15 protein-coding genes are annotated in these 18,246 nt (G+C 42.6%); 2 read left to right on the forward strand and 13 right to left on the reverse strand.

The annotated features are described in order from the left end of the window. Positions 1-8 precede the first annotated feature (8 nt). From HGO26_RS04300 to murJ, 10 genes are all read right to left on the reverse strand, one after another. Complete coding sequence (locus tag HGO26_RS04300; RefSeq protein ID WP_168823533.1) at positions 9-3,515, reverse strand: pilus assembly protein; 3,507 nt, start codon at positions 3,513-3,515, stop codon at positions 9-11. 2 nt (positions 3,516-3,517) lie between these two features. Further along, positions 3,518-3,979 carry a PilX N-terminal domain-containing pilus assembly protein gene (locus tag HGO26_RS04305; RefSeq protein WP_105249936.1) on the reverse strand — a complete coding sequence of 154 codons (462 nt, stop codon included), beginning with the start codon at positions 3,977-3,979 and terminating at the stop codon, positions 3,518-3,520. Between the two features lie 12 nt (positions 3,980-3,991). Next, positions 3,992-4,960: a PilW family protein gene (locus tag HGO26_RS04310; RefSeq protein WP_028760918.1), complete on the reverse strand. Its 969-nt coding sequence runs from the start codon at positions 4,958-4,960 to the stop codon at positions 3,992-3,994. A gap of 11 nt (positions 4,961-4,971) precedes the next feature. After that, entirely contained in the window at positions 4,972-5,559 is a 588-nt protein-coding gene (gene pilV / locus HGO26_RS04315; protein WP_168823590.1) for a type IV pilus modification protein PilV, read from the reverse strand. Between the two features lie 183 nt (positions 5,560-5,742). Further along, on the reverse strand, positions 5,743-6,699 hold the full coding sequence (ispH, locus tag HGO26_RS04320; protein WP_168823535.1) for a 4-hydroxy-3-methylbut-2-enyl diphosphate reductase: 957 nt from the start codon (positions 6,697-6,699) through the stop codon (positions 5,743-5,745). Position 6,700: 1 nt separating this feature from the next. Then, the gene (gene fkpB, locus HGO26_RS04325; RefSeq protein WP_028760921.1) at positions 6,701-7,123 is read right to left on the reverse strand and encodes an FKBP-type peptidyl-prolyl cis-trans isomerase; all 423 of its coding nucleotides are present in this window, start codon (positions 7,121-7,123) and stop codon (positions 6,701-6,703) included. Beyond that, positions 7,120-7,635 carry a signal peptidase II gene (gene lspA / locus HGO26_RS04330; RefSeq protein ID WP_028760922.1) on the reverse strand — a complete coding sequence of 172 codons (516 nt, stop codon included), beginning with the start codon at positions 7,633-7,635 and terminating at the stop codon, positions 7,120-7,122. Before lspA ends, fkpB begins: the two co-directional genes overlap by 4 nt. Positions 7,636-7,644: 9 nt before the next feature. Then, positions 7,645-10,467 (reverse strand): isoleucine--tRNA ligase, encoded by a 2,823-nt coding sequence (gene ileS, locus HGO26_RS04335; protein ID WP_131525272.1) that lies wholly within the window; start codon positions 10,465-10,467, stop codon positions 7,645-7,647. A gap of 32 nt (positions 10,468-10,499) precedes the next feature. After that, positions 10,500-11,435, reverse strand: a complete 936-nt coding sequence (gene ribF / locus HGO26_RS04340; protein WP_105249940.1) for a bifunctional riboflavin kinase/FAD synthetase — start codon at positions 11,433-11,435, stop codon at positions 10,500-10,502. Positions 11,436-11,500: 65 nt separating this feature from the next. Beyond that, positions 11,501-13,060, reverse strand: a complete 1,560-nt coding sequence (gene murJ, locus HGO26_RS04345; RefSeq protein ID WP_113941315.1) for a murein biosynthesis integral membrane protein MurJ — start codon at positions 13,058-13,060, stop codon at positions 11,501-11,503. Positions 13,061-13,312: 252 nt separating this feature from the next. Here murJ and rpsT point away from each other — a divergent pair, with 252 nt between their 5' ends. Continuing rightward, on the forward strand, positions 13,313-13,579 hold the full coding sequence (gene rpsT, locus HGO26_RS04350; RefSeq protein WP_011790375.1) for a 30S ribosomal protein S20: 267 nt from the start codon (positions 13,313-13,315) through the stop codon (positions 13,577-13,579). Between the two features lie 63 nt (positions 13,580-13,642). On the opposite strand, the gene HGO26_RS04355 is transcribed toward rpsT, so the two are convergent. Further along, complete coding sequence (locus HGO26_RS04355; protein ID WP_006084975.1) at positions 13,643-13,939, reverse strand: ArsR/SmtB family transcription factor; 297 nt, start codon at positions 13,937-13,939, stop codon at positions 13,643-13,645. Positions 13,940-14,075: 136 nt separating this feature from the next. Between HGO26_RS04355 and HGO26_RS04360 the strand changes: the two genes are divergently transcribed. Continuing rightward, positions 14,076-15,479 (forward strand): M28 family metallopeptidase, encoded by a 1,404-nt coding sequence (locus tag HGO26_RS04360; RefSeq protein ID WP_168823537.1) that lies wholly within the window; start codon positions 14,076-14,078, stop codon positions 15,477-15,479. Positions 15,480-15,544: 65 nt separating this feature from the next. Here HGO26_RS04360 and yaaA read toward each other — a convergent pair whose 3' ends face one another. Both yaaA and HGO26_RS04370 read right to left on the reverse strand, forming a co-directional pair. Next, entirely contained in the window at positions 15,545-16,318 is a 774-nt protein-coding gene (gene yaaA / locus HGO26_RS04365; RefSeq protein WP_168823539.1) for a peroxide stress protein YaaA, read from the reverse strand. Between the two features lie 129 nt (positions 16,319-16,447). Further along, positions 16,448-17,890, reverse strand: a complete 1,443-nt coding sequence (locus tag HGO26_RS04370) for an alanine/glycine:cation symporter family protein (protein ID WP_113941318.1) — start codon at positions 17,888-17,890, stop codon at positions 16,448-16,450. Positions 17,891-18,246 lie beyond the last annotated feature (356 nt).

Consider the following 18,246-nt stretch of genomic DNA (forward strand, 5'->3'; position numbering starts at 1 on the left):
TTAATAACTCATTCATTTATATGATAATAAATTTTATTAACACCTAACCCAGAAGCAACGTTGATTGTACCTGTATAATCCCCATTTTCATTTTTCTCACCTTTACCAACTCCAATAATATAGATATAGGGATCTTTACCGGATTCAGGTGCAGGAATAACAATCTGCGGTGTATCCGGTACACGTTCACCCAGTTCATAATATAATTGAGAAAAGGATCTCGTTCCTTTGTGCAAATCGAACGGATATAACTTGCCAGAACCAGACACTAAACACACGTTATCGGCAACCGAGTCAGCAGGGGGAGAATAAGAAGTGAAATAAACTTTGCCTTGGACAATCAAGGCAGCTGTTAAACTCTTTTCACCTAGACCACTAAAATCATAGAACCAGCCGAGTTTTTTACCGAAACTTATGTTGTCGGCTTCAGACGCAGGTGCAGTAGAAGTCACATCATAGAGATCATTGATTGTGATCGCCTCGGGAACATCACCGCCAGTAAAACTCTTAGTCACCACATTACGATCTTGCAATGTAAAAAACATATCATTGATATCAGTAGATGATGGGTGGGGTCGCGTTCCACTTCCAATCACCACCGCATCATAGGGAACATTTTGATAAGTTTTAGTCGTAGTAGTACCACTCTCTGTTGTCACCTTAACTTCGGATAAATTAGTAAACATCGTTTGTGCTACAACAGGTTCTGCATAAAAACGGCGATTATTACTATCAGTACCACCTAAAGAAGCAAATTTAAATGCACTCCAACTCGACTTACTTGCACTTGGAAGATCAATACGCCAGACATTTGCACCGACATCGGAGGCATAAATCCTATCTGTATACCCATCATTATTACTATCAAGTACGGCGACTGAGTTTGGAATGCTATCCTGAATTCCCGAAAGTGCTGTTGCACCCGATGCAGAGCCACCAAATGAATGAATCAAAGTTCCCTTCTCTGCATCGACAATATAAACCGCACGACCTACCGGAGAAGATGAAGGAGTTGCATCAAAACTAACATCGTAGCCACCACCAAAAATGAGTACAGGCTTTTCATAACCAACGATTTTCGTCACTATAGGCTCAGACCATGTTTGTCCAAGATCAGAAAAACCATCCGTTGATGGATTAATAGTCCACATTAGAGAAGGGCTATCAGGGTTTGTCACATTGAGGGCATAATAAGACGAGCCACCTCGACGCATCCCCATATAGACCCATGCTTTAATCACTTTACCCTCAGCATCAGTTTCTGTGTAAGCAACTGGAGATGAATCCATTCCGTATACTGTGTGTACACCTGAAGGATCATTACTTCTCAGTTCTGTTAAATTAGGCAATAACTCATAGGGAATAAAGCCCCAAGTCTCTGATACAGATTCGCCCGCATCTTTAAACATATGCACAACACCTTGATTAGTGCCAAGCATGATACGAATATCAGTCGCGCTTTTTGTGCCGAAATTGAGTGCAAGTGGCTTAGAATGAAGAGGATCACCCATAACATCATTACGTTTATCTGTCGTACTACCATCTTTATTATCGTCGTCGACATCTATCCCATTAAGCCAATTTAACGTATTAGCAAGCTCATCTACGCTAGTTCTCATATAGCTAGCTAGCGCAGCATCACCGCCTGCTGCAGTTTGTGCATTAGCAAGTGTTAAAGGCGTTAAACTGGAGGACCCATTTAAGTTACTTACAATATTCCTAACTTCTTGCTTTCTGATTTGTGCCGCGACTCCGCCGACTTCAACTTTATTTCCATCCTTTTGCGCAACACAATCCGACCATATAGTACAGGCACCATCTTTAATATTGCCGTTATCTGCTATAGCTGCATTCCCTTTACTATCAACCAATGTTCCATCTGCGGTTACTTTTAATTTTTTTAAATTACCGCTCCAACGAGGTCCTTTGCCTGGGAGAAACATAGCGTAATAAGCGGCATCAAATGTCTGAGTCCTATCAAAATTATTACTAGCAATACTTGGAGATGTAAAACTTGAATCAATATTCAAAATATTTGATAACGCATCATTAAGTGCATTCTGTAGTTCAAGACTGTTTTGAGCAGCAAAATATAAACCACCACCTCTTTTAGCCGTCTCAGCAAGTAAAGGTGCGGCATCTTCTGCACCTTTACTAAAACCAATAGTATAAGTACGAACATTCTGCATTTGTTCAGTATTTGAACTGTCCAACTTGTTAATTAAGTCGTTATTAAACATATAACTAGCTAATGCGGGCAAATAGCTTGCTGTATCTAGATTTTTAGAAAATGAAGAGTAATCTCCTTCTTTACTTCCTGTGGCAGTTAAACTAATAACGTCATTATTCGCATTTTTATCAACTGTTGGAGAGCCATCAGTGACATAGATAACATAAGCAATATCCGTACATACTTTAAATGGACTTGCGTAGTTACCACTCTTCTCCACTAAGCTGTCATACGGTGGTTTATTTCCAACATAAGAGCCATAATCTGTATCACTATGACCATATTTAACGCCCTTACCGGCAAAATAACGGTAAGCTTCATACATAGTCTCACATAGTGGTGTATTTGTTTTTGCCAGCAAATTATCAATAGTAGTTAATAAACTCGCACGCGTACTATCCGTCATCTGAGTAATGCCAGATACAATTCGACCACCGTCTCGATTACCTTCATTTGGATAATTATAATTAAATACAGCAAGTCCAAAATCCACTGTTGGAGTTGAACTAATAATATTAGAAATCGCTTTCTTCGCAATTTCTAGTCTTGAAACTTTTACCGTTGGTAATTTTCCCGCTTTAGATAATCCGTACCATCTTAGGTAATTATCAGTGTACAAAGTAATAGGTTGTCCAACACCAAAGTCAGTATTATTGGCTGCGGCTAAAGCATTGCTCCAAGTTGTTCCTGGTAGTGAGGAAGTAAAATATGGATACGCTTTCTTTTTACTACCTGACCCCGTTGTTACCCCGTTAGCAGGAAATCCATTAGGATATGATGATGAATTACTCGGATTTATTTGAGAAATATCTTCCCAACAATCAATTACTTTTATTGCTGTACCGTTTGTTTCAGGTAGTTCTTTCCAAACACCAGTAGTACCACTTGATGTGAACTCTCTTATATACCCAGTAAAACGACCAAACTCTGCTAATGCAGCTTTGCTTTGACTACATCCATTTAAACTAGCTTTAAAATTACGCTTATCAGAGCTAGTATCAGGGGTGGGTAATCCTCCACCGCCAACAGCATAATAAATAAGAGTATCACTATACCCAGAACCACTTACGGCTGGGTAGTCATAGTTAGGGTCATAATCTACAACCTGAGTAATTTCTTCAGTCGACATACTTCCTGAGTTATCAAATATAACGAGCACTTTAGGTCTTGCGCCCGTTCGAGTTGTTGATTCTTTTACATATAACTCAGTATCGTCACTAAAGGAGAAAGCCGACACAAAAGTCAGCGCAAGTAGTATAGAACAAGCCAGCTTTTTAATAATCATATCTAACTCCCAGTTAAAACTTCTTGCTCCACACCTGCGACAACAGTGAGTTGGCCCAGTTTATCTCTACCAAATTCTGCTGTACTACTAATCTCAACACGCCGACAGCTGATTAAATTACCACTATTTGGCCTTGTACTCCGCTGGCATCCAACATCTTTTGCACTAATGACAACATTACCTGCAGCATCAACTTCATAAGGAATTGGCGTTAACGTTTGGTTAGAACCAAATTCAACCACAGATGAAATCTCAGATAGTTTGGCTAAGCTAGCACCTTTATTGGCTTCGATTGCCGCCTCTAAGCCACCATCAGCAACAGACTTAGCCTCTATACGTTCTGATCCTGCTCCAGACATACGCATAGATTGGGTCGAATTAACAGCCAAAGCGACACCAATAATAGTCATAAGCAACAATATGATAAGTGCAAAAAATAATACAATTCCTTTTTGCTTTTTCATCTTACCAACCTTCTAATTTCTAATTAACACTGGATTTGCAAGCACCATAGTCGTCGAAACTATCTTGCGTCGATAATGATCATTCAAATTTTTAATTTCCTTATCGCCCAGAGTGTAAGTAGTTTCATTGGTGTAACTTTTATCTTCATCAATAGCGCGAACCAACAAGAAAACCCTTAAGGCAACAAGTCTTTGAAATAATTCGTTGTCCCACATTAATGTGGTTACATTTTCTGCTGGCATAAAACTATCGGCGGTATCGTCTCCATTACTATCAAAACCATAAAGAATACGCATATTCTCAATGCCTTCAACTAACTGCTCTTCGTTATTCATGCCATTATTCTTGGTTAATGTTTTTCGGCGTAGAACAGGTACAGAACCATCATTTTTAATAAAATAAATATGATGCTGATATTCCCAAAAACGAGCATTTTCGAGTACTGGATTGGGAGGATTACCGCCTTTAAACATCACAGCTTCACTCGAAGTTGCAGCCATATAAAAACGCTCGCCATTGGGATTAGTCACTGGTGGGCCAACTAATCTTTTAATTTGAATGACATCCGTATTCTGATTCACACCTGATAAGCAACTTAATGTATCCCCACTCTCGCCCTCTTCATATCCCCATAGACGCCTAAAGTGTGCAGGTTCAGCATTAGGTAAAGTACCGTTATTTACGCCTGCACCAATACAATCATTTGCAACACCATCCCTCAAGGTCATATTGGTTCCAAGTACAAAATCAGTTCCCGTTATGTCCCCCATAAAACCTAACTGACTAATGTCTCTTTCCATTAGTGACAAAGCAATTCGTCCATTTTCTTGCAATTGGTTAAACTGGCTCGTTGTGATCACATTGGAAGAAGACATACTAAACATGCCAAAAAGCCCAAGAGTGAGAAATAAGCCAATGACCATAGAGACCATTAGCTCAACCAGCGACATCCCTTTCTCACAGTTTTTTAAATTATCCATACATAGTTAACCTAAATAATCATTGTCGAAAGAATAAAAAGCCGCCTACGCGTACCAATATCTTCTCCACATTCACTCCCAGAATAACTTGTACCCGCGCCCTCTCGGATCCCTCTCCACGCAATTGCGACCGTTACAGTTGAACCATCTACATTAATGCATGCTGTTGGAGAGTCTAACCCACCAACATTCTGGCTATCCATAACTTCAGCAGCCCCCATAAAACTCTGTTCCCACTGGTAAAGATCCCAAGCTTCAGTCTCTTCTGGAGTACATATACTCACTGCGCCAACAGCAACGTCACAAACATTGCCTGGTTTATTAAGAGAGCCAGTATACTCACCAGCGTAATTACCCAGCTGCGCTCTATTCAGCTTCATTCGATTAATTATGTCGTTTGCATAATAGGAGGCTTGAGTTTGCTGAAAGGATTCAAAGCTGCCACGCTTTGCAACAATATGCAGATTAAAAATACCAATTAAGCCAATGACTAAGATCACTAACGCAACAAGCACTTCAATTAATGAGAAGCCCCGTTGAAATTCCCTTTGTGTCAACCTTTCGATTTTAGACATATTTTTGACAAGCTTTTCAGCTATTTACCTTTTAAAATCTTAGTATTACGATAAAAATTACCAACAGTTAATAATAGATGAGTAAAATGTAAGTAGCCAGTAACATTAGCACATAAGCATTGACATCATTATGCTTTGAATGAATTTAAGACAATAAAAAAGAGGCTTATAGCCTCTTTGTTATTGTCGATTAAACAGTACGCAGATTTAACGTAATTCGGCTGGCACAGCAAAAACAGTGTCTTCTTTACGCCCTTCAACTTCAGTCACAACACTAGGAGCAAGTTTAGCGATTGCTTGAACCACTTGTTGGACTAAAACCTCGGGGGCTGAAGCTCCTGCGGTGACGGCTACACGTGTAACATTATCAAACCAACTAGACTCAACATCATCTGCAGTATCCACTAGATAAGACTGAGTTCCTGTTTTCAATGCTAGCTCGCGTAAACGATTAGAGTTAGAGCTGTTCTTTGAGCCAACAACAATCAATAAATCAACGTCCGCAGATAAATTGCGTACCGCATCTTGACGATTCTGCGTTGCATAACAAATATCGTCTTTTCGCGGACCTTCTATAGAGGGAAACCTTTTCTGTAACGCAACAATAATGTCCAAAGTATCATCTACAGACAAAGTAGTTTGTGTCACGAAGCAGAGATTATTGGGATCGCGCACTTCCAAAGCTTCAACATCCGCAGGCGATTCAATCAGATAAACTCCACCATTAGGATTATCGTATTGTCCCATAGTACCCTCGACTTCAGGGTGCCCTTCATGGCCAATCAGGATGCACTCAATACCTTTGCGGCTGGCACGCGTCACCTGAAGATGTACTTTAGTCACTAAGGGACACGTCGCATCAAAGACTCTCAGCCCTCTCGCCTTAGCCTCTTCTCTCACCGCTTGAGATACACCATGGGCACTGAAGATAACAATGTTGTTATCCGGCACTTGATCTAACTCTTCGACAAAAACCGCACCGCGATCCTTCAGATTCTGCACGACATAGCGGTTATGCACGACTTCATGGCGAACATAGATAGGAGGCGAAAATAATTCCAACGCCCGTTCAACAATACTGATAGCACGATCAACACCCGCACAAAAACCGCGCGGGTTAGCGAGCATAATATTTAAACTTGGGCTAGTAGGATCGAGTTTCATCTTAAAATACCTTTACTACGTCCAGTTCAAAAGTGATCTTGTGTCCTGCCAGAGGATGATTAAGATCGACTGTGATGGAATCACCCGCAACATCACGGACAATACCTGGGATCTCACTACCACCTGGGCCAGCAAAACTCACAATCACGCCAGCCTCTAAACTCATGTCAGCCGGAAAACGGCTTCGATCTAGATAATGGATAGCATCAGGATTGGACTCGCCAAAGGCATCAATCGCTTCAAGCGTGAAACTGTGCTTATCACCTTCAGCAAGCGTCACCAGCTGCGCCTCAAATGCAGGACTTAAAGTACCATCACCCACATTTAATCGAGCCGGTTTACCCGAGGCTTTAGTGCTATCGGCAGTTGAGCCATCAGCAAGCACAATGTTCATGTGGCATAATAATGAACGTGTCACAGTCACTTTTTAACCCCTTCAGCGCTATCAGCTTCAGACTTATCGCTTACAAATGCATCCCAAATAATCAGCACTGCACCGACACAAATAGCAGCGTCGGCAATATTGAATGCTGGATAATGGCTCTTATTCCAGAAAAAATCGATAAAATCAACCACGAAACCATGCATCAATCGATCGACTAAATTACCTAAAGCACCACCAATCACTAAGGTGTAAGCTAGATTCAGTTTCCACAAAGAAGACGATTGCTTACGCAACCACACAGTCAATAACGTACTGAATCCAATCGCAACAATCGTAAAAAGCCAGCGCTGCCAACCTCCGGCTTCACTTAAAAAACTAAAAGCTGCACCATAGTTACGTACATAAGTGAAATTAAAGAAGGGCAATAATTTCACTGATTCATACAAATCAAAATTGGCTAAGACCCATTGCTTAGATAGCTGATCGGCTAAAAACACCAATACAGCTACCCAATACCAACGTAAGCCACTGTCTTTCCAAGTTAATGGCATACAGATCCTTTACGCAAACTGACGAACTTCGCCGTCACCTTCAATATTGGTTACGCAGCGAGTACAAAGTGTTGGGTGAGCCTCAATAGTGCCAACCTCTTCTCTGTGGTGCCAACAACGCTCACATTTCTCAGCAGTGCTTGATGCGACCACTAATTTCAGTGATGCCAACTCAGTCTCAACCGCTTCCAATGTCGCATCGGCTAAAGGCAATACTTTGGCTTCAGAGGTCAACAACACAAATCTCAACTCATCGCCGATATGAGTTAATTGCTCAGTCAAGGTAGCATCAGCAAACAAGGTCACTTCAGCTTCTAATGAGCCACCGATACGTTTGTCACGACGCGCTTGTTCAATCACTTTGTTGACTTCATTACGCACGGTTAGTAACTGCTGCCAATAGTCATCGCTCAAATCAGTCGCTAAGGTGACTGATTTCAAACCTTGATACCATTCTTGGGTAAAGACATAAGCATCACGCTTGCCAGGCAGTAATTGCCATACTTCGTCAGCAGTGAAGCTTAAAATTGGCGCAATCCAACGCACCATGGCCTCAGAGATCAGATACAGCGCCGATTGACAACTACGGCGCGCATGGCCTTCTTGCTTAGCCGTATATTGGCGGTCTTTAATGATATCCAAATAGAAACTGCCTAACTCAACCGAGCAAAACTGCATCAGTTTTTGAGTCACTATATGGAAGTTATATTGATCATAGGCTTCGATGATTTCCTGTTGCAGCGCAGCGGCACGGCGAACAACCCAACGATCTAACGCCACCATATCTTCAACGGCCACTAAATCCTTAGCGGGCTCGAAACCGTTTAAGTTGGCTAATAAGAAACGCGCAGTGTTGCGAATACGACGATAGGCATCGGCACTGCGATTTAAGATTTCGTCTGAAACCGTCATCTCACCGCTGTAATCTGTTGCCGCAACCCATAAACGCAGAATGTCGGCGCCTAATTTGTTGGTTACCGTTTGTGGTGCAATCACGTTACCAATAGATTTTGACATCTTACGGCCTTTACCATCGACGGTAAAACCGTGGGTAAGCACTTGCTTATACGGTGCTTTGCCATTCATTGCGGTTGAAATCATCAAAGATGACATAAACCAACCGCGATGTTGATCGCTACCTTCAAGATACAAGTCAACCCCGTGTCCGTGGAATTCAGGACGTGCGGCTACCACTGATGAGAAGGTTGAGCCAGAGTCATACCAAACGTCCAAAGTATCAGTGACTTTACGGTATTGTTCCGCTTCATCACCCAGCAATTCTGCGGTATCAAGATCCCACCAAGCTTGGATACCCTGCTGTTCGATACGATTCGCCACGCGTTCCATCAGCGACACGCTATCAGGGTGTAACTCTTCGGTTTCTCGGTTCACAAACAGCGTGATAGGCACACCCCAAGTACGTTGGCGTGAGATACACCAGTCAGGGCGGTTTTCAACCATTTTTTCGATACGACTTTGGCCCCAATCAGGGATCCATTGAGTCTGCTCGATTTCTTTCAATGCTTGCGTACGCAGGCCATGGTTATCCATAGAAATGAACCACTGCGGTGTCGCACGGAAGATGATCGGTGTTTTGTGGCGCCAGCAATGTGGGTAGCTGTGACGATAAGCCACGTGATTCAGCAAGGCGCCTTTTTCTCTCAGCAAAGCTACGACGTTATCGTTGGCTTTAAAGACATGTTGGCCAGCAAAAAACTCAGTGTCAGGCTTATACACGCCGTTGTCGCCAACAGGGTTTGCCACTTCTAAACCGTACTTTTGACCGACAACAAAGTCGTCTTGACCATGACCCGGTGCAGTATGAACGATACCGGTACCCGCATCAGTAGTGACATGATCGCCTAAAATTGCAGGCACATCAAAATCCAAGAACGGGTGATTAAAGCGGACAAGCTCAAGCGCAGCGCCTTTGGCAGAGCCAAGCACGGTATGGCTTTCTACGTTATAGCGAGTCAGGCAAGACTCGACTAATACTTCAGCTAAAATAAGCGCTTGCGTAACACCGTCTTTTTCGAATTCAACTAAGCTGTAATCTAACTCAGGGCTTAAAGACAAGGCACGGTTCGCAGGCAGAGTCCATGGCGTGGTAGTCCAAATCACCATAGAGACAGGATGTGAGTAATCGCTTACCCCAAACTTAGCCGCAACAGCTTTGCTATCGGCAGCCACAAACGCCACATCGATAGCGGGTGATGTTTTGTCTTCGTATTCCACTTCAGCTTCAGCTAAGGCAGAACCGCAATCAGTACACCAATGCACTGGCTTAACGCCTTTATGTAAGTGACCACTCTCAATCACTTTCGATAAAGAACGAACGATATTAGCTTCCGTTGAAAAATCCATCGTTAAGTACGGATTTTGCCAATCACCCAGCACACCTAAACGGATAAAGTCTTCACGTTGACCGTTAACTTGCTCTGCAGCATATTTACGGCATTCCTCACGGAATTCTGCCGCAGAGATTTTTTGACCTGGCTTACCCACTTTTTGCTCAACTTTCAGCTCAATAGGTAAACCATGGCAATCCCAACCTGGTACATAAGGTGCGTCAAAACCAGACATAGTTTTTGACTTAACAATAATGTCCTTGAGGATTTTATTAACTGAGTGACCAATATGAATACTGCCATTCGCATACGGTGGGCCGTCATGCAAAATGAAGGGAGTACGGCCAATTCGGCTATCACGGATCTGTTGATACAAACCGTCTTTTGTCCAGCGCTCTAACATCTCTGGCTCGCGATTTGCCAAATTACCACGCATCGGAAACTCTGTTTCCGGCAAATTCAAAGTAAATTTATAGTCGCTCATTGATCCTATACCGTTAATTAAACTGATAAATTTCAGCCTGCATCATTACCAAATAAAGCTCTGGCTTCATTTGCATCATTTAAAATCTGTTTTTTTAGCGCATCCAATGAGTCAAAAGGTTGCTCATCTCGGAGTTTAGCCACCAACTCGACTTCAACATGTTTGCCGTAAATGTCACCTTCAAAATCAAAAAGATGCACCTCAAGCTGACACACTTGACCGTTCACTGTCGGGCGAAACCCAATATTGGCGACGCCCTCATAAATATCGCTGTTATCCCAATAACATTTAACCGCAAACACACCGCGTACCGGCACAACATTGCGCTTTAAGGCGATATTCGCGGTGGGAAAACCAATTGTGCGGCCAATTTTTTGCCCATGCGCTACACGGCCACTCAAGGTAAAAGGATGTCCTAATAGGCGTCTCGCCTGTTCAAGATTGCCCTTCGCCAATTGTTCACGCACAGCAGTCGAGCTCACTCTTTGCGAGCCCAGCATAAAACTTTGAGTGCTGACCACGGTAAAGCCATATTGGATACCCGCCTGCACTAGCATTTCAAAATTGCCTTTACGGCCTTGACCAAAACAAAAATCATCACCGACGACGAGGTATTTGACACCCAGTTTGCGGACCAACAATTCTTCAATAAAATGCTCTGCAGGTTGATTAGCAAAAGTGCGATTAAAGTTAACACACACTAACCGCTCAACCCCGAGTTCATCGAGTAAAATGACTTTATCACGTAATAAACTTAAACGAGCCGGCGCGTTGTCGCCGCTAAACAATTCTTGCGGCTGAGGCTCAAACGTCATTAATGTCGATGGCAGCGATAACTGCTTCGCCTTCTGCACTAAGTTCGCAATCACTTGTGCATGACCACGATGGACGCCGTCAAAATTACCTATAGTCAATACACACCCGTGGTGGGATGACAAAATGTTATGTATACCGCGGATTAATTCCATAACGTTAGACAACTGCCAAGCGCAAATCGGCTGATTATATAACAGCTAGCGATGAGAATCAGCAATCAAGCTCCTCGTTTAATTGACCAAGGACGAATTCCGAGCAAAAGCAGGCACAATAAGTAACTGACGGCCCCAACTAAAATTAAGCCTATCAAGGCTTTCGCACGATCGAACAAATGCCAATCTAACCAAATTTGTTGTGAAGGCAAAAAGTAATACAAGACTACCACCATCAAGGCTGTAGAGACCACGGCTTTAGCAAAAAACACCATAGTCGGCCTAGAAACACGATAAACGCCAGCTAAATGCAAGCCTCGGTATAGTAATGTGGCGTTAAGTAATGCTGACATCGAAGTCGCAATCGCCAGTCCAACATACCCAAAAGGAATAGCAAACAGTAAGTTAAAGCCCATGTTTGTGATCATGGCAATAATGCCATAACGCACAGGTGTTTTGGTATCTTGACGAGAGTAATAGCCAGGAGCAAGCACCTTAATCAGCATAAAGCTAAGCAAACCACTGCCATAAGCCATCAAACTATAGGAAGCCATTTCAACATCATGCAATGAAAAAGCACCGCGCATAAATAATACCATCAACATGGGCTTTGCGAGCACGATCAATCCCATCATAGCCGGTAGACCTAGCAGTAGAATCGCTTTAATCCCCCAATCCATCGTCTTGCCAAAGCCCGCACCTTCGTCATTCACATGGTTTCGTGACAGCGCAGGTAAAATCACAGTAGCAATCGCGATCCCAAACAATCCTAAGGGAAATTCGAGTAAACGGTCGGCATAATAGAGCCAACTTATTGAACCCGTCATCAAAAAACTGGCGATAAATGTATCAAATAGCAGGTTAATCTGTGAGACAGACACGCCAAACAATGCAGGGATCATCAAAGTTCTGATTTTCACCACACCCGGGTGATGCCAGCCCCAAGAAGGCTTGACGAGCGCATTTTCACGCAACAAAAAGGGAATTTGAAATAGGAACTGAATCAAACCACCACAAAAAACGCCCCAAGCCAAGGTAACCTCAGGCTGGGTCGATGTAGGCGCATAGAAAATAGCCGCCGCAATAATTGCCACATTGAGAAAAACGGGTGTAAAAGCCGATACCGCAAAACGGCCTCGGGTATTTAAAATTGAGCCCGCTAATGCCGTAAATGTGATAAACCACAGATAAGGAAAAGTAATTTTAAGCACAACGGTAGCAAGTTCAAATTTAGCACCATCTGGCTCGTTGTTAAGCCAAGCGATAAACCAACCACCACCGAATAAAGCTGACAACACAGGTGATGCAACCACCCCCAAAAGGGTCACTATTGTCACTAACAAACCTAATGTGCCCGCAACTTTACTCAATAAATCACGAGTCTCTTCTGCGGTATGTTTCTCTTGGTACTCAGTTAAAACAGGTACAAACGCCTGTGCAAAAGCCCCTTCAGCAAACAAACGGCGTAAAAAATTAGGAATTTTATTTGCAAAGAAAAACACATCAGCACTTGTCCCTGCGCCCATCAAATTAGCAACAACCACATCCCTAACTAGACCTAAAACTCGGGATATCAATGTCATAGCACTAACAATCAGGCCAGATTTTAATAATTTTCTACTCAAACGTCCCCCAGACCCATATCGAATTGATTAGGTGATACATCTCAAAAAATCGATTCAGGCTCTGTCACACTGCGGTAATAGCTGCTAGAATTGCGCCACATATTACACGAGTTGGGTCGAAGATAGCCAAGGCAGGTTGGATTAATTTATCTTTATGATGAATATTCAATCATAGTCATTGACAAAGTGACTAAATGCAGGCATATTCCTCGGCCTTTAAAAGTATCAAATCCAGTTTTTAGGAGTTGCACCTTGGCTAATAGCAAGTCTGCAAAGAAGCGCGCGCTTCAATCTGAAAAGCGTCGTCAGCATAACGCCAGCCGTCGCTCAATGTTACGTACATACGTTAAAAAAGTAATCGCTGCAATTAAAGCAGGCGATCACAAAACAGCAACAGAAGCTTTTGCTGTTGCACAACCAATCGTTGACCGTATGGCGACTAAAGGTCTTATTCACAAGAATAAAGCCGCTCGTCAAAAGGCACGTTTGAACGCTAAGATCAAAGCAATCGCTGCTTAATCTATAACATAGCAAATGAAAAAAACCGGCAATTGCCGGTTTTTTTATATCTGAAAAACACTATTAATGACAATAAATGTTGTTCAATAAGTGAATCATCTCCCGTACTTCATCACTCTTGAGTGAATAAAATACCGTTTGCGCTTCTTTGCGTGTGGTTACTAAATTATCTTTGCGTAACCAAGCAAGATGTTGTGATAGTGCCGATTGACTTAAGCCTAATTTTTTATTCATTTCGCCAACGCACATTTCTCCTTCATTCAATAAATAACAAAGAATAAATAAACGGCGTTCGTTCGCGAGTGCCTTTAATAGCACTACGGCATGATCGGCTCGCTCCTGCATTAATTCAATATTCATTACGCACTTTCTCTCCTAAAACTAACCCCTGCGCTAATATAGCGTCGCCTTACGGATATAGTCGGGACATAAAGCACACTTTTTGCTAGATTGTTTTTAAAAATGGGACATGCTTAATAAAAATAAAGGAAATCTAATGAAGCCCTATCAAACTACACTTCTCTCGAGTCTTTTAATCGGGGGGTTAAGTGCGTGCCAAACTCAAGTAGAAACTGCCCCTAATGAAGTCATTCAATTACAACAGGCAGCATTATCTTCGCAATTAAGCTATGACTTAGTCGAGTCACTCACGGTTGAAGTGGGTCCAAGACTTGCTGGAAGCCCAAAAGATATCCTCGCCGTTAACTGGGCGATAAATAAACTGACCAGCCTTGGTTTTGACCGTGTTTATAAAGAAGCCGTACAAGTGCCAATTTGGGAGCGCGGTGAAGCCAAAGCCAAAATCACCGTCCCTGTAGAACAGCCGTTGGTCATTACTGCGCTTGGTGGCAGTATTGCGACTCCTGCTGGAGGTATACAAGCTAAAATCGCGCGCTTTGATAGCCTAGAGGCATTACAACAAGCCAAGCCTGAAGAGGTGCAAGGTAAGATTGTTTTTATTGACCAAAAAACAGAGCGCCATATCACTGGTGAAGGTTATGGTAAAAGCGTTGGTGGCCGCTCGAAAGGGGCAATCGCTGCAGCACAAAAAGGCGCAGTTGCTATCGTGATCCGCTCTATTGGCACAGATCATGACCGCATGGCCCATACTGGCATCATGCGCTACCAAGATGGCGTGCCTAAGATCCCCGCGGCTGCCATGTCAAATCCCGATGCAGATTTGGTTGGTGCATTGCTAAAACGCGATCCTAATGCCCTGCTCGAATTGCATATGTCGCCAAAAAACTTAGGTTTTAATACTTCCTACAATGTCATTGCCGAAGTAACGGGCAGTAGTAAGCCCAATGAAATAGTGCTCATTGGTGCTCATTTAGATTCCTGGGATGAGGGTACTGGCGCGATTGATGATGGCGCTGGTGTCGCCATTGTGACGGCTGCAGCCAAGCATATTCAAGATCTCCCCATAAAACCCGCTCGCACTGTTAGAGTCGTGCTATATGCCGCTGAAGAAGTTGGGCTCGTTGGCGGTAAAGCGTATGCAGAGGCTCATAAAGCTGAATTACCGCTGCACTACATAGCTGCAGAGTCTGATTTTGGGGCCGGTAGAATTTATCAAATCGATACTAAAGTGAATGAGAACATATTCACAGAAGTACAGCAAGCGCTCAGCCCTATGTCATTCAATGGCGTTGCACTGGGCAATAACCAAGCTTCTGGTGGGCCAGACGTATCTATGCTCCCTGCCTTAGGTGTTCCAGTTGCATCCTTGAGGCAAGATGGCCACGATTATTTCGATTATCATCACACACCGAATGATACCTTAGATAAAATCGACCCTGCCGCATTGGCTCAAAACGTCGCCGCCTACGCACAATTTGCTTATATCATGGCAAATTCAACGGTGACATTAACGCCTTTAGCCACCCAATCTGAAAAATAGGCCATCAATGATATAGAGAACAGCATTAGCTGTTCTCTATCAATTAACATCTTATCGATATTTCGCTATTGCTCTTCACGTAAAAATGTTGGATTTGTTGGGGAACTCTGCTCTTCACTATAATAATAACCAGCAACATTAAATGCTTTTAATTCATCTAAAGTGTTAATTTGATGCGTAATGAGATATCTCGCCATCATGCCTCTAGCACGCTTAGCAAAAAAACTGATCACTTTATATTGACCATTTTTACAATCTTTAAATATGGGTGAAATTAATTGCCCTTGAAGTTTTTTAGGCTTTATTGCTTTGAAATATTCATTAGATGCAAGATTGACAATAATATCACTACTCGTTTCAGCAAGCGTTTCATTTACCGCTTGAGTTAACGTCTCTCCCCAAAACTCATATAGGTTTTTACCTTTAGGATTAGAAAGTGCCGTGCCCATTTCTAAACGATAAGGCATAATTAAATCCAGCGGTCTGAGCAAACCGTAAAGTCCAGATAAAATACGTAGTTGTGACTGAGTTCGAGCAATTTCATCTTCAGACAATGTATCAGCATCAAAGCCAGTATACACATCGCCTCTAAAAGCAAAAATGGCCTGTTTTGCATTATCTAAACTAAAATCTAGCCGCCACTCCCCAAAACGTGCCGCATTTAAACCCGCAATTTTATCGCTCACTTTCATTAAAGTGGCGATGTCTGTAGGGGTCAATTGCCGACACACTTGGATCAACTCCTGACTATAAGTTAAAAAATCAGGTTGTGAATACACCTGCGTCAGTGGCGGCTGTTCAAAATCTAAGGTCTTCGCCGGCGAAACCAATATCAACATCAAAAACTCCCAACAGAAACAAAAATATATGCCTATGATACTGAACGAGCATAAAAAAACCACGCTTTAACAGCGTGGTCTTTTCGATTACAACAATCAGTAATGCCTATTGTCGATACGCTAGGCTAATTAAAGCTTTTTAGCCGGCACAAGACTGGTATCTTGCCAAATATCATCATCAAGCTGATCCATCAACTCAGGAAATTTACTACGATCGAATTCTGGAGTCTTACCCGCGTTGATCTGTTCGCGATAATCATTGATAACGCGAATTGCCAGACCCGATAATAGTAATAGAGCAACAATGTTTACCGTCGCCATCAACCCCATCGAAACGTCAGCCAAGTTCCACACTAAACTTATCTTAGCGACGGCACCAAACATGACCATGCCAAGCACACACAAACGGAATAAAGGCAGTGCTTTGGTACTATTTCCCATTAAGTACATCACATTTGTTTCAGCGTATGAGTAATTGGCTATGATGGATGTAAAGCAGAATAAGAAAATAGCCACCGCAATAAATGCGCCCCCCCAGTCGCCAACGTGTGCAGACATGGCATTAATGGTTAATCGAATCCCATCATCACTCGAGCCAATATCCCCTGATAGCAGGATTATCGCAGCCGTTGCAGTACAGATAACGATAGTATCCGCAAACACACCCATCATCTGCACAAAACCTTGGGATGCTGGATGATTAGGGTTAGGCGATGCACTTGCCGCGACATTCGCCGCACTGCCCATACCCGCTTCGTTCGAGAAAAGTCCACGAGCAATACCCGCTTGCATTGCCTGCGCGACAGTATAAGCCACGCCGCCAGCGGCAGCTTCTTGCCAACCAAAAGCACTTTTCACAATTAAGCTAATAATCGCAGGTAATTGTTCTAGGTTGAAAATAACGATAATGAAGGCTACAAGAATGTAGGCTAAGGCCATAATGGGGACAAGAAATTCAGATACTCGCGCGACTTTACGTAGACCACCGACAATCACAAATCCACTGGCAATAACTAGCCCAATCCCTACATAGGTTGGATTAAAACCAAATACTCGCTCCATGGCACCGGTAATAGTGTTAGCTTGTACTGCATTGAATACTAAACCAAAAGCAATGATCAAAAAGACAGCAAATAAAATGCCCATCCATTTCTGACCCAATCCTTTTTCCATGTAGTAGGAAGGACCACCGCGGAACTGGCCATTATGATCTCGGACTTTATAAACCTGCGCTAAGGTTGATTCAACCATAGCAGTCGCCATACCTAAAATAGCGATAAGCCACATCCAAAATACTGCACCTGGACCCGCAGCACCAATAGCAACAGCAACACCGGCCATATTACCAGCACCGACGCGTGCAGCCATACTTGTACAAAAGACTTGAAATGAAGAAAGACCGCTATCGCAACCTTGCCGACTCATGGTCATAACTTTGATGGAATGTTTAAAGTGGGTTAACTGAATAAAGGCAAGTCTAATGGTGAAATAGAGACCAGCTCCTACTAGTCCATATACTAACAACTTACCCCAAAGTAGCGCATTCAAAAAATTAACTATGGTTTCTAACATATTATTTTACTTCTTCCCGTAGCAAATGCTCCTCTAATTGCAATTAAAGGTACAACATCTGTGGTGAATGAATCCTTCCAAGTTAAAGGTAAGAATTTCGGTAGATTTATTTTTTCAAATTATCCTTCCGTGAATTTACAACATCACGGCTACCGAATTCAACGCAGCAAAATAGCACAGTATTCGAAATTGCTCATGTGATCAAGCTCGCGTTTGCACAGTTAAACGTCATTGATATCACGTCTTACAACACTAGCTAAGCTACTGTTAAAGCTAGATTAACAAAAGAGCGAAGTTACGCTATTATTTTTAACAGCAAAAACAACTTTTAAAATTTGGATGTAGGGCACATTTTT

Source organism: Shewanella oncorhynchi, from assembly GCF_012584455.1.
GTDB classification, from domain to species: Bacteria; Pseudomonadota; Gammaproteobacteria; order Enterobacterales; family Shewanellaceae; genus Shewanella; species Shewanella oncorhynchi.

What these genes read in the sequence shown, in the direction of transcription:
- HGO26_RS04300 (WP_168823533.1), bottom strand. Translation starts at nt 3,515, where the DNA reads ATGATTATTAAAAAGCTGGCTTGTTCTATACTACTTGCGCTGACTTTT.
- HGO26_RS04305 (WP_105249936.1), bottom strand. Translation starts at nt 3,979, where the DNA reads ATGAAAAAGCAAAAAGGAATTGTATTATTTTTTGCACTTATCATATTG.
- HGO26_RS04310 (WP_028760918.1), bottom strand. Translation starts at nt 4,960, where the DNA reads ATGGATAATTTAAAAAACTGTGAGAAAGGGATGTCGCTGGTTGAGCTA.
- ispH (WP_168823535.1), bottom strand. Translation starts at nt 6,699, where the DNA reads ATGAAACTCGATCCTACTAGCCCAAGTTTAAATATTATGCTCGCTAAC.
- lspA (WP_028760922.1), bottom strand. Translation starts at nt 7,635, where the DNA reads ATGCCATTAACTTGGAAAGACAGTGGCTTACGTTGGTATTGGGTAGCT.
- ileS (WP_131525272.1), bottom strand. Translation starts at nt 10,467, where the DNA reads ATGAGCGACTATAAATTTACTTTGAATTTGCCGGAAACAGAGTTTCCG.
- ribF (WP_105249940.1), bottom strand. Translation starts at nt 11,435, where the DNA reads ATGGAATTAATCCGCGGTATACATAACATTTTGTCATCCCACCACGGG.
- HGO26_RS04355 (WP_006084975.1), bottom strand. Translation starts at nt 13,939, where the DNA reads ATGAATATTGAATTAATGCAGGAGCGAGCCGATCATGCCGTAGTGCTA.
- HGO26_RS04360 (WP_168823537.1), top strand. Translation starts at nt 14,076, where the DNA reads ATGAAGCCCTATCAAACTACACTTCTCTCGAGTCTTTTAATCGGGGGG.
- yaaA (WP_168823539.1), bottom strand. Translation starts at nt 16,318, where the DNA reads ATGTTGATATTGGTTTCGCCGGCGAAGACCTTAGATTTTGAACAGCCG.
- HGO26_RS04370 (WP_113941318.1), bottom strand. Translation starts at nt 17,890, where the DNA reads ATGTTAGAAACCATAGTTAATTTTTTGAATGCGCTACTTTGGGGTAAG.